At 69.8% G+C, this 13852-nt stretch carries 16 protein-coding genes and 1 pseudogene; 4 read left to right on the top strand and 13 right to left on the bottom strand.

What is annotated here, in order from left to right; all coding sequences use genetic code 11:
* Positions 1-8 precede the first annotated feature (8 nt).
* The 5 genes from rpsH to rplN are packed head-to-tail and all read right to left on the bottom strand — an operon-like array spanning position 9 to position 1979.
* Complete coding sequence (rpsH, locus tag ACPP3B_RS06480; RefSeq protein ID WP_299022568.1) at positions 9-404, bottom strand: 30S ribosomal protein S8; 396 nt, start codon at positions 402-404, stop codon at positions 9-11.
* Between the two features lie 20 nt (positions 405-424).
* Positions 425-730: a 30S ribosomal protein S14 gene (gene rpsN / locus ACPP3B_RS06475; protein WP_299022565.1), complete on the bottom strand. Its 306-nt coding sequence runs from the start codon at positions 728-730 to the stop codon at positions 425-427.
* An 8-nt stretch (positions 731-738) separates the two neighbouring features.
* Positions 739-1278, bottom strand: coding sequence for a 50S ribosomal protein L5 (rplE, locus tag ACPP3B_RS06470; RefSeq protein ID WP_299022563.1), 540 nt, complete (start codon positions 1276-1278; stop codon positions 739-741).
* A 2-nt stretch (positions 1279-1280) separates the two neighbouring features.
* Positions 1281-1601, bottom strand: coding sequence for a 50S ribosomal protein L24 (gene rplX, locus ACPP3B_RS06465; protein ID WP_299022561.1), 321 nt, complete (start codon positions 1599-1601; stop codon positions 1281-1283).
* Positions 1602-1610: 9 nt separating this feature from the next.
* Positions 1611-1979 (bottom strand): 50S ribosomal protein L14, encoded by a 369-nt coding sequence (gene rplN / locus ACPP3B_RS06460; protein ID WP_043700216.1) that lies wholly within the window; start codon positions 1977-1979, stop codon positions 1611-1613.
* 282 nt (positions 1980-2261) lie between these two features.
* Here rplN and proC point away from each other — a divergent pair, with 282 nt between their 5' ends.
* Positions 2262-3122 carry a pyrroline-5-carboxylate reductase gene (proC, locus tag ACPP3B_RS06455; protein ID WP_299022542.1) on the top strand — a complete coding sequence of 287 codons (861 nt, stop codon included), beginning with the start codon at positions 2262-2264 and terminating at the stop codon, positions 3120-3122.
* Between the two features lie 16 nt (positions 3123-3138).
* Here the strand turns inward: proC and ubiA are convergent, their stop codons facing one another.
* The 3 genes from ubiA to recG all read right to left on the bottom strand — a co-directional run bounded on the left by ubiA (position 3139) and on the right by recG (position 7239).
* Entirely contained in the window at positions 3139-4020 is an 882-nt protein-coding gene (gene ubiA, locus ACPP3B_RS06450; RefSeq protein WP_424860092.1) for a 4-hydroxybenzoate octaprenyltransferase, read from the bottom strand.
* The gene (locus ACPP3B_RS06445; RefSeq protein ID WP_424860091.1) at positions 4020-4988 is read right to left on the bottom strand and encodes a hydrogen peroxide-inducible genes activator; all 969 of its coding nucleotides are present in this window, start codon (positions 4986-4988) and stop codon (positions 4020-4022) included. The genes ubiA and ACPP3B_RS06445 overlap by 1 nt, the downstream gene beginning before the upstream one ends.
* A gap of 73 nt (positions 4989-5061) precedes the next feature.
* Positions 5062-7239 (bottom strand): ATP-dependent DNA helicase RecG, encoded by a 2178-nt coding sequence (recG, locus tag ACPP3B_RS06440; protein ID WP_424860090.1) that lies wholly within the window; start codon positions 7237-7239, stop codon positions 5062-5064.
* Positions 7240-7378: 139 nt separating this feature from the next.
* Between recG and ACPP3B_RS06435 the strand changes: the two are divergent.
* Positions 7379-7570, top strand: a pseudogene (locus tag ACPP3B_RS06435) (hypothetical protein); the annotation flags it as partial.
* A gap of 58 nt (positions 7571-7628) precedes the next feature.
* Here the strand turns inward: ACPP3B_RS06435 and ACPP3B_RS06430 are convergent.
* The 3 genes from ACPP3B_RS06430 to ACPP3B_RS06420 all read right to left on the bottom strand — a co-directional run bounded on the left by ACPP3B_RS06430 (position 7629) and on the right by ACPP3B_RS06420 (position 10714).
* Positions 7629-8672, bottom strand: a complete 1044-nt coding sequence (locus ACPP3B_RS06430) for a diguanylate cyclase (protein WP_424860088.1) — start codon at positions 8670-8672, stop codon at positions 7629-7631.
* 102 nt (positions 8673-8774) lie between these two features.
* Entirely contained in the window at positions 8775-9860 is a 1086-nt protein-coding gene (locus ACPP3B_RS06425; protein WP_424860156.1) for a calcium/sodium antiporter, read from the bottom strand.
* 89 nt (positions 9861-9949) lie between these two features.
* Positions 9950-10714 (bottom strand): ParA family protein, encoded by a 765-nt coding sequence (locus ACPP3B_RS06420; protein WP_424860155.1) that lies wholly within the window; start codon positions 10712-10714, stop codon positions 9950-9952.
* A gap of 149 nt (positions 10715-10863) precedes the next feature.
* Here ACPP3B_RS06420 and queA point away from each other — a divergent pair, with 149 nt between their 5' ends.
* Positions 10864-11961 (top strand): tRNA preQ1(34) S-adenosylmethionine ribosyltransferase-isomerase QueA, encoded by a 1098-nt coding sequence (queA, locus tag ACPP3B_RS06415; protein WP_424860087.1) that lies wholly within the window; start codon positions 10864-10866, stop codon positions 11959-11961.
* Between the two features lie 7 nt (positions 11962-11968).
* On the opposite strand, the gene ACPP3B_RS06410 is transcribed toward queA, so the two are convergent.
* Together ACPP3B_RS06410 and ACPP3B_RS06405 are read right to left on the bottom strand one after the other, a co-directional pair.
* Complete coding sequence (locus ACPP3B_RS06410; RefSeq protein WP_068608162.1) at positions 11969-12358, bottom strand: type II toxin-antitoxin system VapC family toxin; 390 nt, start codon at positions 12356-12358, stop codon at positions 11969-11971.
* On the bottom strand, positions 12359-12589 hold the full coding sequence (locus ACPP3B_RS06405) for an AbrB/MazE/SpoVT family DNA-binding domain-containing protein (protein WP_143969338.1): 231 nt from the start codon (positions 12587-12589) through the stop codon (positions 12359-12361). It abuts the gene before it with no gap.
* A gap of 72 nt (positions 12590-12661) precedes the next feature.
* On the opposite strand from ACPP3B_RS06405, the gene tgt reads away from it, so the two are divergent.
* On the top strand, positions 12662-13846 hold the full coding sequence (gene tgt / locus ACPP3B_RS06400) for a tRNA guanosine(34) transglycosylase Tgt (protein ID WP_424860086.1): 1185 nt from the start codon (positions 12662-12664) through the stop codon (positions 13844-13846).
* The last annotated feature ends 6 nt before the right edge of the window (positions 13847-13852 follow it).

Raw genomic sequence — 13852 nt, 5'->3', positions numbered from 1 at the left:
GCCTCGCATCAGGCGACGACGCACAAGACTTCGCCGCCGACACCGGCCGCGCGCGCCTTGCGATCGGTCATGACGCCCTTGGGTGTGGTGACGATGGCCACACCCAACCCGTTCATGACCTGGGGAATCGACTTGGCACCGCGGTACACGCGCAGCCCGGGGCGGCTGACGCGCTCGATGCGCTCGATGACGGGACGGCCCGCGTAGTACTTGAGGGCAATCTCGAGTTCTTTCTTGCCGCCCTCTTCCTTGACCTGGAAGCCGTCGATGTAACCCTCGTCCTTCAACACTTGGGCGATGGCGGTCTTCAGCTTCGAAGCCGGCATCGTCACGACGGCCTTGTCCACCATCTGCGCGTTGCGGATGCGGGTCAGCATGTCGGCGATCGGATCACTCATGCTCATTTGGGGTTCTCCTTCGCGCCTTACCAGCTGGCCTTGGTCACACCGGGGATCTCACCGGCGAAGGCCAGCTCGCGAATCTTGGTGCGGGCCAGACCGAATTGCTTGAACGTGCCACGCGGGCGACCGGTGATTTCGCAGCGGTTGCGCTGGCGGGTCGGGTTCGCGTTGCGGGGCAGCTTCTGCAGCGCGGCACGGGCCGCGTCACGCTCCTCGTCCGAACGCTTGGCGTCCTTGGCGATAGCCTTCAACTCATTGTATTTGTTGGCGAACTTGGCGACCAGCCGGTCGCGCTTGAGTTCACGCTGGAGCAAAGCTTGCTTAGCCACGGGCCACCTCAGTTCTTGAACGGAAAACGGAAACCGGCGAGCAGCGCCTTGCACTCTTCGTCGGTCTTGGCCGTCGTCGTGATGCTGATGTTCAGCCCACGCACCGCATCGACCTTGTCGTACTCGATCTCGGGGAAGATGATCTGCTCTTTGACGCCGATGTTGTAGTTGCCACGGCCATCGAACGCCCGGCCCGAGATGCCGCGGAAGTCACGCACGCGCGGCAGCGCGATGGTGACGAAGCGATCGAGAAACTCGTACATGCGCGCACCGCGCAGCGTGACCATGCAACCGATGGGCTGACCCTCGCGGATCTTGAAGCCCGCGATGGCTTTGCGCGCCCGGGTGACGACGGGCTTTTGGCCCGCGATCTTGGTCAGGTCGGCGACGGCGTTTTCCAGCACTTTCTTGTCGGCCACGGCCTCGCCCACACCCATGTTGAGCGTGATCTTGGTGATGCGCGGCACCTCCATGACGGACTGGTAGCCAAACTGCGCCTTGAGCGCCGGCGCGATCTTGTCGCGATAGAGTTGTTGGAAACGTGCCATGGTCATGCCACCTTGATTTCTTCGCCGCTGGACTTGTAGACGCGCACCTTTTTGCCGTCGGCCAGCACCTTCACACCCACGCGGTCGGCCTTGCCGGTGGCCGGGTTGAAGATCGCGACGTTGGACTGGTGGATCGGCATGGTCTTCTCGACGATGCCACCCGACACGCCCTTGAGCGGGTTGGGGCGCACGTGCTTCTTGACCACGTTGACACCCTCGACGACCACGCGCTCCTCGTCGGCACGGCGCAGCACGCGGCCACGCTTGCCTTTGTCGCGCCCCGCAATGACGATGACTTCGTCGCCTGTACGGATCTTGTTCATGACGGTTCCTCAGAGAACTTCGGGCGCCAGGGACACGATCTTCATGAAGCGCTCGGTACGCAGCTCGCGCGTGACCGGGCCGAAGATGCGGGTGCCGATCGGCTCCAGCTTGTTGTTGAGCAGAACGGCGGCGTTGCCGTCGAACTTGATGAGCGCGCCATCGGGCCGGCGGATACCCTTGGCCGTGCGCACCACGACCGCGTTGTAGACCTCGCCCTTCTTGACGCGGCCACGCGGCGCGGCTTCCTTGATGCTGACCTTGATGATGTCGCCCACGCTGGCGTAGCGGCGCTTGGAGCCGCCGAGCACCTTGATGCACATCACGGATTTGGCACCCGTGTTGTCAGCAACATCGAGTCGAGTTTGCGTTTGGATCATGATGAAAGTCCCAACTTGAATCCTTCGGCCACCGCGGCCGAAGCGATCAGTCTTGGGCCCGTCGTTGCGAGGGGAGGGATTGACACCAGAGGCTCAACAGCGGCGCACAATGGTGCACCTGGCTTGCTTGGCAACCCCGCCGCCCTGCTTCGGTGGGCAGATGGTCTTCACCCAACTGGGCGAAGCTGTGTATTGTTGCAGGCTTTCCGTCGCGTGTCAACACCCCCGGCGAGGCCGCCATCACCCCACCCCCGCCACCACACTTTGCCCCACAATGGTGGCATGAACGCACCTGCCCTCGACGTCACAACCCCCTCCTCCTCCCCCCTGATCGGCCAGCGCATCGCCTTCATTGGCGGCGGTAACATGGCCAGTGCGATCGTGGGCGCGCTGCTACAGGCCGGCTGCCACGCGACCGACATCACCGTCGTGGATCCAGGAGAGGACGCGCGCGCTCGGCTGCAAGAGCGATTTGGCGTGCCCACCCTGGCGGCGGCCGATGCGCGGCTGGGTGGCAGCCGGCTCGTGGTTTGGGCGATCAAGCCGCAGACGTTTCGCGAAGCCGCCCGTGCGGCAGCCCCGTTTCTGGATGGAGCGCTGCACGTGAGCGTGGCGGCGGGCATCCGTTGCACCAGCATGCAAGCGTGGCTGGACAGCGAGCGCATCGTGCGCACCATGCCCAACACGGCGGCACTGGTGGGGCTGGGCATGACAGGCGTGTACGCGCTGCCGGGCGTGACGACCGAAGACCGCGCACTGGCCGAAGCGCTGCTCGCGGGCACGGGCCGCTGGGTCTGGGTGGATGAAGAAGCGGCGCTGGACGCGGTGACGGCGCTGTCGGGCTCCGGCCCCGCGTATGTGTTTTATTTTCTGGAGGCCATGCGGGAGTCGGGCGCCGCGATGGGGCTCCCCCCCGCCGTGGCGCTGGAGTTGGCCATCGGTACCTTCATCGGCGCCGCGCAACTGGCGCGGCAAGCGGGCGAACCACCCGAGGTGCTGCGCGAGCGCGTCACCTCCAAAGGCGGCACGACGGCCGCGGCCCTGGCGGTATTGGAGGAAGCGGGTGTCAAGCGCGCTTTTGGCGCCGCGATGCAGGCGGCGTGGCGGCGCGCACAGGAGCTGGGCGACGCCTACGGCGCTTGAGCGAGCCGCGCGGCGATCAGCGCAGCGCCAACGGCAACACCACCCCCGCAAACAGCGTGGCGCCCAGCCAGTGGTTGAGGCGAAAGGCCCGGAAGCACCCCTCGCGGCTGCGGTCGCGAATCAGCCAGGCGTGCCACACCACCTGCGCCGCCGCGACGGCCAGCGCCAGCGCCAACCACGGGCCGCCTGCCAGCGGCCAGACCAACGCTCCCCACAACACCAGGTGCAGGGCGTAAAACGCGAGCACCGCCGCCACGTCCCAACGCCCCAGGGTGATGGCCGACGTCTGGATGCCGATGCGCAGGTCGTCGTCGCGGTCGACCATCGCATACTCGGTGTCATATGCCAGCACCCAAAAGGCGTTGGCCAGCAACAGGCCCCAGGCCAGTGGCGGCACCTCGCCGCGCACGGCGGCAAACGCCATCGGAATGCCAAAGCTGAAGGCGACCCCCAGCACCGCCTGCGGCATGGAGAAAAAGCGTTTGGTGTAGGGATAGACGACGGCCACCGCCAGCGCCGCGAACGACCAGGCCACCGCCACCGGATTCGTGGTCAGCACGAGGGCAAAGGCCACCAGCGCCAATGCCGCACCGACCGCCAGCGCTTCGCGCGCGCTGATGCGCCCGCTGGTGACCGGGCGTTGCGCGGTGCGCTTGACGTGCCGGTCGAACTCGCGGTCGGCCACGTCGTTGACGCAGCAGCCGGCGCTGCGCATCAGGATGGTGCCCGCCACGAACACCACCAGCAGGTGCCAGCCCGGCCAACCGCCCGCCGCCAGCCACAGCGCCGACAGCGTCGGCCACAGCAGCAACAGCCAGCCAGCCGGGCGGTCCCAGCGGATCAAGTCCAGGTACAAGGCCAGGCGTGCGCGCCAGGCCGGCGGTGGGGGCGGGGACATCAGGTCAGACGCTTGCATCCGGGCAACTCACAGGCATAGACGGCGTTGCGCAAGGCGGCGATGGCTTCGTAGCGCGTAAAGCTGCGCCGCCACGCCAGCACGACGCGCCGCGTCGGCGGCTCGCCGGCAAACGGGATGTAGCGCACGTAGCCCGCGTCGCCGGGGGCGCTGGCGGCCAGCGTCTCGCGCGTGGCGGGGTCGAGCGCGCCCTTGGGTACCGACAACTGGGGCACCAGCGTGACCCCCATGCCGGCGGCCACCATGTGCTTGATCGTCTCCAGCGACGAGCCCTCGAAGCTCTTCTGGATGCCCTCGGCCTGGTCGGAAAAGCGCGCAAACTCCGGGCAGACCTGCAGCACGTGATCGCGAAAACAATGCCCGTTGCCCAGCAGCAGCATGGTCTCGCGCTTGAGCTCCTCGGCCGTGATGGACGCGCGCGCCGCCAGCGGATGGTCCCGCGGCACGACGGCGACGAACGGCTCGTCGTACAACGGCGCCACCGCCAAATTGGCTTCCGGAAACGGCTCGGCCAGGATGGCCGCGTCCAGCTCGCCCAGACGCAGCTGCTCCAGCAGCCGGGCGGTGAAGTTTTCCTGCAGGATGAGGGGCATCTGGCGCGCGCGCTCGATGACTTGGCGCACCAAATCGGGCAGTAGGTACGGGGCGATGGTGTAGATTAGGCCCAGCCGCAGCGGCCCCGCCAGCGGGTCTTTGCCGCGCTTGGCGATTTCCTTGATCGCGGCGGCCTGCTCCAGCACGGTCTGCGCCTGGCGCACGATTTCTTCGCCCAGGGGGGTGACGGTGACTTCGCTCGCGCTGCGCTCGAAGATTTTGACTTCCAGCTCTTCTTCGAGCTTTTTGATGGCCACCGACAAGGTGGGCTGCGAGACGAAGCAGGCCTCGGCCGCCCTGCCGAAGTGGCGCTCGCGCGCCACCGCGACGACGTACTTGAGTTCGGTCAGGGTCATGGGCAGACTCCGTGGCACCGGCGGTCCTGCCGGGGGATCGGCCGGACAGCCGGCAGCCGGGTGGATTATCGGATCAAGCCTTCAGATAGTCTAACTTGCCCCCCAGCCAGCGGTCGAGGTGCCGCTGCGCCTGCTCGGGGTGCCGCTGCCACAGGCGCGGGGCCCAGCGGCGCGCCCATTCGATGAGGGGCTCGTCGGTCTGCAAATCGGCAAACCGCAGCAAAGGCGCCCCCGATTGGCGCGCCCCCAAAAACTCGCCCGGGCCGCGGATGGCCAGATCGCGGCGCGCGATCTCGAAGCCGTCCTGGGTCTCGACCATGGCGCGCAGGCGTTCGCGCGCCGATTCGCTGACGCGGCCCGACTCGCCGGGGCTGTAGAGCAGCAGGCAGACCGAAGCCACCGCGCCGCGCCCGACGCGCCCGCGCAACTGGTGCAATTGGCTCAGGCCAAAACGCTCGGCGTGCTCGATGACCATCAGCGACGCATTGGGCACGTCCACACCGACTTCGATGACCGTGGTGCTGACCAGCACGGCGAGGGCGCCTGCGGCGAAGGCAGCCATGATGGCTTTTTTGTCGGCGGGCGGCAGGCGCGAGTGCAGCAGGCCGACCTGGACCGGGCGGCCGTCCGCGCCGGTCACGCCCTGCAGGGCGGCGGCCAGCTCGGCGTGGGTGGCGGTGGCGGCGCGCAGATCGAGCGCCTCGCTCTCCTCGATCAACGGGCACACCCAGTACACCTGCCGGCCCTGCGCCACCTGTTGGCGGATGCGCTCCATCACCTCGGGCCGGCGGTGCTCGGCCAGCACTTTGGTAACGATGGGGCTGCGCCCGGGGGGCAGCTCGTCGAGGGTGGAGACATCCAGATCGGCATAGACGCTCATGGCGAGCGTGCGCGGGATGGGGGTGGCGCTCATCATCAGCAGGTGCGGCTCCATCCCCGCGGCGGCGGCCCCGGCCTTGTGGCGCAGCGCCAGCCGCTGGGCGACGCCGAAGCGGTGCTGCTCGTCGATGACGGCCAGGCCCAGGCGTTCGAACGTCACCTGCTCCTGGATGACGGCGTGGGTGCCGACCACCAGCGCGGCCTCGCCCGCCGCGATGCGCGACAGCATGGCCTGGCGCTGGGCGCGCGGCTGGCTGCCGGTGAGCCACGCCACTCCGCGGCCCAGCGGGGCGAGCAACGGCTCCAGCCACTGCACCATCTTGCCAAAGTGCTGCTCGGCCAGGATCTCGGTCGGCGCCATCAGGGCGCATTGCCAGCCGGCATCGACCGCGACGGCCGCGGCCAGCGCGGCCACCACCGTCTTGCCGCTGCCCACGTCGCCTTGCAGCAAGCGGTGCATGGGGGTGGGGCGGGCCAGGTCGGCGGCGATCTCGGCCACCACCCGCTGCTGTGCCCCGGTCAGGGCAAAGGGCAGCGCAGACTGCAGGCGCCACGGCAGGCCGTCGTCCGCCGCGCGCAGCACGGGGGCGCGCAGGGCGTCGCGCTCGCGGCGCGCGCGCACCTGGGCCAACTGCTGGGCCAGCAGCTCCTCGGCCTTCAAGCGCTGCCAGGCGGGGTGGGTGCGATCGTCCAGCGCCGTGCGCGGCGCGCGGGGGTCGGGGTGATGCAAAAACGCCAGCGCCGCCTGCAGCGTCCACGGCTCGCCGCCGACCCCCGGCAGGTCGGCCAGGGCTTCGGGGGGAACGGTCTCGGACAGATCGGCCTGCTGCAGCGCGCGCGCGACCGCGGTCCGCAGATAGGGCTGCGGCAGGCCGGCCGTGGTCGGGTAGACCGGAGTCAGGCCGGCGGGCAAGGGGGCATCCGGCGACAGCAGGCGGGGATGCACCAGCGTCCAGCCCGCCCAGCCCCCGCGCAGCTCGCCATGCGCCCGCACGCGGGCACCGACGGCCAGTGCCCGCTGGTGACTGGGGTAGAAGGTGAAAAACCGCAGCGTGCAGCGCCCCCCGCCGACCACGGCCAGGGTGGCGACGAGCTGGCGGCGCGGGCGCAGCAGCACCTCGCAGGCCAACACCTCGCCCTCAATCAGCGCCTCGTCCCCGTCGCGCGCGTCGGCCAGCGGGCGCACGCGCGTCCAGTCCTCGTAGCGCAAGGGCACATGCAGCGCCAGATCGATGGGCCGCACCAAGCCCAGCCGCCGCAGCGCGCGCTGCGGGCCGCTGAGCCGCTCGCGCCCCGCGCCGGCCGGCGCGGCGTCGGGCGCGGCCGGGGCCTGCGGGGGGCGGGAACGGGTGGCGGACGTGGCGCGGGCCATGGACCGATCCTAGCAGCGCCATCGCCGACGATGGGAGAAAGCGACAGTCGCCCGCCCGCCGCATCGACAGCGCCGGGCGCTTGCCCTACGATGACTTGCACCATCCCCAATCCTTGCGAGCCGCCCCCCCTGCACTGCCATGACCCAGCGCCGCCTCAACCCGGTTCCGCCCCCGTATCTGCAGGCCGATGCCGATTTCGAAGCGATCTTCGAGCTGGCGCCGGTGTCGCTGTGGCTGGAGGATTTTTCGGCGCTGCGCGCGCTGTTCGAGCGCTGGCGCGCCGAGGGCGTGACGGATCTGGCCGCGCATCTGGCGGCGCACCCGCCCGCGCGGCGGCGCAGCGACCGCGTGCCGCCGGCCTGAGTCGGACGGGGTCGGCCCGAGCGCCTCAGGTGCGGCTGGACGCGCCCTCGCCCGGCGACGTCCACACCACGCGGTCGCGCCCCTCGCGCTTGGCGCGATACAGGGCCGTATCGGCCCGGGCCAGACAGGCCTGCCAGGACTCCGGCGCCGTGTGCACGGCCACGCCCGCCGAGAACGTGACGGCCCGGTCGGCGATACGCACCCGCTCGCGCACCACCTGGCGGATACGCTCCAACACCGCCGCGGCGGCCGCGGCATCGCCCTGCCCCAGCCAGACGACGAACTCCTCGCCGCCAAAGCGATAGAGGCGGTCCGTCTTGCGCTGCGCCGACTGCACCACCGTCGCCAGATCGCGCAGCACGGCGTCCCCGGCGTCGTGGCCGTGGCCATCGTTGATGGCCTTGAAGTGATCGATATCCAGGACGGCCAGCGCGCCCACGGAGGCCCCGCACCGGAACGCCTGCGCAAACTCCACCTCCATCAGGCGGCGGTTGCCAACGCCGGTCAGTGGATCGAGCAGGCTCAGGGCCTGCCAGCGCTCGATGCGCTGGTGCGCCTGCTGCGACACCAGGTAGCCGAACACGCCGGTGAGGACGTTGGTGATGACGAAGAACGGCAGCCCCTCGGTGCCCCCGAGCTCCTGCCACGACAGCGCCGCGGCACCGAGCACCGCGGCCGCGCCCAGGACGGCGGCCGCCGGCGCAGGCACGAGAAAGAAGTTCATGAGCACGCCGGGATAGGCCCAGAACAGCGCCGCGAACTGGGCGGCGACCCCGATGGCCCAGATGCCGCCGACGATCGCGACGGCCATCACCCAGCCGGGCCAGCGCGTGTCGCGCGTGCGCCAGGCGTGCCAGGCGGCGCCGCCGATGGCCAGGGCCAGGACGGCGTCCGAGACCGCCGCCAACCAATTGGCGGTCAGCGCCCGGTAGACTGCGAATGGCGCGAGCCACAGCACAGCCACCAGTCCCCCGAGCGTGAGGACGGCAAGGGCGTAGTCGTTGAGCAGGGCTTCGCGCCACGCGGCGCGGTGGGGCACGTCGCGAAACAGGGGCGGAACGGCAGACATGGCCGGCGAGTCTCCTCGATGGCGGTCCGGACGCTTCGAACGTCGTCCGTGAACGGCTGCCGACATTGTGCCGCAGGCGCCCCGGGGGCGCGCAGCCGGCCGTCAGCGCTCCGGGGGCGTGCCCGGCGCGCGCAGCACGCTCGTCACCAGCGCCACGATGGTCAACGGCACGACGAAGCCGAGCATGACGGAGGAGTAAGCGGGCAGCGCATCGTGCGCCTGGGCGGCCAGGATCAGGTACGCCGTGTAGGCGGCGTAGTAGCCGAGGAAGACCGCCCCCTCCCAGCGGGCGATCTCCCGTCCGGTCAGAAACACCGGCAGGCAGGCCAGCGCCACCGCCAGCATGACCCAGATGTCGAACGCGAGCAGCGAGGGGGCCAGCGTGAGCCCCAGTCCACCGGAGGCCAGGCCGCTGACGCCCAGGCACCCAAGGATGTTGAAGGTGTTGCTGCCCACCACGTTGCCCACCGCGATGTCACGCTCGCCCTTGAGCGCGGCGGTGATGGAGGTGGCCACCTCCGGCATCGACGTGCCCGCAGCCACGATGGTGAGGCCGATGACGAGGTCGCTCACCCCCAGCGCCTTGGCAAACGCCACCGACGCGCCCACCAGCCAGTCGGACCCGAACACCAGCAGCGCCAGACCGAGCGCGATCAGCACCAGCTGCACCGGCCACTTGCCGTCCCACGCATCGGGGGCGGCGGGCTGCAGCTCCGCGTCGAACTCCGCCGTGTCGGCGGCCGACTCGCGCCGCGACTGCACGACCAGGAAGGCCGTGTAGACGATCAGCAGCCCCGTCAGCGCGGCGCCCTCCAGCCATGTGATGCGTCCGTCCAGCCCGAACGCCAGCAGCAGCAGCGAGGCGCCGATCATGATCGGCACCTCCTGCCGGATGAGCTGCACGTGTACCACCAGCGGCGTGATCAGCGCGCTGGCGCCCAGAATGAACAGCACGTTGAAGATGTTGCTGCCGACGACGTTGCCGACCGCGATGTCGGTCTGGCCATTGAGCACCGCGCCGGTGGACACCGCCATCTCGGGCGCGCTGGTGCCGAAGGCCACGATGGTCAGACCGACCACGAGCGGCGAGATCCCCAGCGACAACGCCAGCTTGGACGCCCCGCGCACGAGCGCGCTGGCCCCCGCCACCAACGCCGCCAACCCCGCCACGAACCACACCACTTGCATCCACATGTTTCAACCCCATTCGGTGACACGGCGTGACTGTAGTCGATCACAGGCGCGGCGGCCGGCGGCGACGGCCCCGGCCACGTCGCTCAGCCCAGGCGCTCGTACAGCGCCACGAAGGCCTGCGTCAGGCGGTGCCGCGGGTCCAGGTGGATGAGGGGTCGGGCGGCCTCGTGGGACTCGCGCACCTTGACCGACGCAGGCAGATACGGCTCCAGCACCGGCAGCCCCTCGTCGCGCAACGCCTGCACGAGCCGCTGCGGCAGCGCGGCGCGCGCCTGAAACTGGTTGACCACGATGCCGCGCACCGCCAGCGCCGGGTTGTGGTCGGCGCGGATTTCGGCCACATGGTCGAGCAGCGTGTAGAGCGCCTGGCGCGAAAACGCATCGCAATCGAAGGGGATCAGGCAGCCGCTGGCGCCCATGAGTGCGCTGCGCGTGTAAAAGTTGAGCGCCGGCGGCGTGTCGATCACGATGGCATCGTAGTCCGCCCGCAAGGCGGCCAGCGCCTCGCGCAGCTTGTAGATCTTGTGGCGCGCTTCCAGCTTGGCCTGCAACTCCTCCAGCACGGGGCTGGCCACCAGCACGTCCAGCCCGTCGAACGGGGTGCGGCGCACGAAGGCCTGCGGCGGCTCGCTGCGCAGGCTGTACGACAGCGTCTGCTCGAAAAAGTCCGCCACCGTCGGGCCGGGCTGCGCCACGGCATCGCCCAGCAGATAACGCGAGGCATTGCCCTGCGCATCCAAATCCACGACCAGCGTGCGCCGACCGCGCGCGGCCCGGATCGCGGCCAGGTTGCAAGCAATGGTGGACTTGCCCACCCCACCCTTTTGATTGAAGACGACCAACGGCATGACCATACCCCCGCACCACCGACCGGCCCCGCGCCGGCCTACCCCCGCATGTTATGGGGCAAGCAAGACACGGGCCTGACACGGCCGCGCGCCGTGGGACAATCCGCGTCCCTTGGACTTGGCACGGGCCCGTCCGGCCCTCGAGCGACATGACGACCCTTCCCCCCGCCGCCGCACCGGCGCGCGCCTGGACCACCAGCGACTTCGACTTCGACCTCCCGCCCGAGCTGATCGCCCAGCACCCGGCGCCGGAGCGCAGCGCCTCGCGCCTGCTGGATGGGCGCGGCTGGCCGCCGGCGGACCGCATCTTCCGCGAGCTGCCGGCGCTGCTGGCGCCGGGCGACCTGCTGGTCTTCAACGACACGCAGGTGATCAAGGCGCGCCTGTACGGCGAAAAGCCCACCGGCGGGCGGCTGGAGCTGCTGGTGGAGCGGGTGCTGGCCGACGGCGAGGTGGTGGCGCACATGAAGGTCAGCAAGAAGCCCGCCCCCGGCACCGCGCTGCGCATGGCGCCGCAGGCCGACGGGCAGCCAGCCTTCACCGCCACGCTGCTGGGCCGCTGGCCCGACGCCGACGGGCCGCTGTTCCGCCTGCGCTTCTCCGACGACCCCTACGCGGTGATGGAGCGCCACGGGCACGTGCCGCTGCCGCCGTACATCGAGCACCCCGACACCGCCGAGGACGAGCAGCGCTACCAGACCGTCTTCGCCAAAAACCCCGGCGCGGTGGCCGCGCCGACCGCGGCGCTGCACTTCGACGAGGCGGTGCTGGCGGCGCTGGCCGCGCGCGGCGTGCAGCGCGCCAGCGTCACGCTGCACGTGGGGGCCGGCACTTTCCAGCCGGTCAAGGGCGAGGACATCCGCGCCCACCGCATGCACAGCGAGTGGTACCGCATTCCGCCGCAGACGCTGGCGGCGCTGGAGCGCACGCGCCGCGCCGGCGGGCGCGTGCTGGCGGTGGGCACCACCACCGTGCGCACGCTGGAGAGCTGGGCGCGCAGCGGCGCCACCGAGGGCGACACCGACATCTTCATCACGCCGGGCTTCGACTTCCGCGTGGTCGACCTGCTGATCACCAACTTCCACCTGCCGCGCAGCACGCTGATGATGCTGGTGTCGGCGTTCGCCGGCTACGAGCACGTCATGGCGCTGTACCGCCACGCGATCGGGCGGCGCTACCGCTTCTTCAGCTACGGCGACGCGATGCTGCTGGCGCGCGCGGGCTCGGCCGCCGCGGCGGCGGACTGAGGCGGCTTCAGGGCGCTGCCGCGCCCGGCTTCGGCACGTAGCGCACGCCGGGCAGGCCGGCGTAGTCGGCGTCCTGCGTCCACAGCGTCGCGCCGAACTCCTGCGCCATGGCCAGCATGATGGCGTCGGCCATCGCCAGCCGGTGCCGCTGCGCCACGCCCGCGGCGGCCACCGCGCGCGCGTCGGTCAGGTCCAGCACGCGGCCCAGCCGCATCACGTCCAGGCAGCGCGTCACCACCTCCTCCGGCAGGCTGCGGGCCAGCACCCGGTGCACCTCGTACAGCGCGATGCAGGGCACCAGCAGATGACGGCGGTCTTCGATGACCGGCTTGAACACCGGCCCGTTGGGGCCGGCGCGAAAGAATTCGATCCAGCCGGAGGAGTCGACAACGTTCATTCAGTCGAACTCCCGGTCCGGCTCCTTCGGCGGTTCGAGGTCGTCGCCGAGGTCGTAGCCCTTGAGCATGCCGTAGTAGGCGCTCATCGGCGTCTCGGGCCGGATGACGAGCTCCTGGCCGCGCAGCTCGAACTGGATGTAGGAGCCGGGCCGGATGCCGAGCTTGGCGCGCATCGCGGCGGGCAGCGTGACTTGCCCCTTGCTGGACACGACGGCTTCGACGGTTTCCACGGCGATTCCTTTACTTACCCAAAAGTCAAGCAAATTCTATGGTAAAGCAGACGCAGCCGTACAATGCCGGCCATGCTGACCTTCGAACTGCTGGCCACCGACCCGACCAGCCATGCCCGCCGCGGCCGCCTGACGCTGACGCACGGCGTGGTGGAGACGCCGATCTTCATGCCCGTGGGCACCTACGGCACGGTCAAGGGCGTGATGCCACGCAGCCTGCACGACATGGGCGCCCAGATCATCTTGGGCAACACCTTCCACCTGTGGATGCGTCCGGGGCTGGACGTGATCCGCACCTTCGGCGGCCTGCACCGCTTCGAGCAGTGGCACCGCCCCATCCTGACCGATTCAGGGGGCTTTCAAGTTTGGTCGCTGGGCGCGATGCGCAAGATCACCGAAGAGGGCGTGCACTTCGCCTCGCCCGTCAACGGCGACCGGCTGTTCCTGTCGCCGGAGGTGAGCATGCAAATCCAGACCGTGCTCGACAGCGACATCGTGATGCAGCTCGACGAGTGCACGCCCTACTGGCAGGGCGACAAGGCCAGCGGCCACGTCACCACCGAGGCCGAGGCGCGCCAGAGCATGGAGATGAGCCTGCGCTGGGCGCGGCGCTCCAAGGCCGAATTCGAACGCCTAGGCAACCGCAACGCCCTGTTTGGCATCGTGCAAGGCGGTATGTACGAACACCTGCGCCAGGAGTCGCTCGAGGCACTGGTCGAGATGGACTTGCCCGGTTACGCCATCGGTGGGGTGAGCGTGGGCGAACCCAAGGAGGAGATGCGCCGCATCATGGCGCACACGCCGCACCGCCTGCCCGCGCACAAACCGCGCTACCTGATGGGCGTGGGCACGCCCGAGGACTTGGTCGAGGGCGTGGCCTGTGGCGTGGACATGTTCGACTGCGTCATGCCCACACGCAACGCGCGCAACGGCACGCTCTTTACCCGCCACGGCGACCTGAAAATTCGCAACGCGCGCCACAAGGCCGACCCGCTGCCGATCGACCCCAGTTGCACCTGCTACGCGTGTGCGGGCACGAGCGGCGTGTCGTGGAACGACGGCGGGCGCGAGGGGTTTTCGCGCGCCTACCTGCACCACCTGGACCGCTGCGGCGAGATGCTGGGGCCGATGCTCACCACCATTCACAACCTGCACTACTACCTGCAGCTGATGCGCGAGGTGCGCGCGGCGCTGGAGGTGGGCACGTTTGCCGACTTTCGCGCCCGCTTTGCCCACGACCGCGCGCGCGGGGTGTGAGGAGCA

The sequence above is a fragment of the Tepidimonas sp. HKU77 genome (assembly GCF_049728535.1).
Taxonomy (GTDB): domain Bacteria; phylum Pseudomonadota; class Gammaproteobacteria; order Burkholderiales; family Burkholderiaceae_C; genus Tepidimonas.
This window is presented reverse-complemented; position numbering and strand designations above follow the sequence as displayed.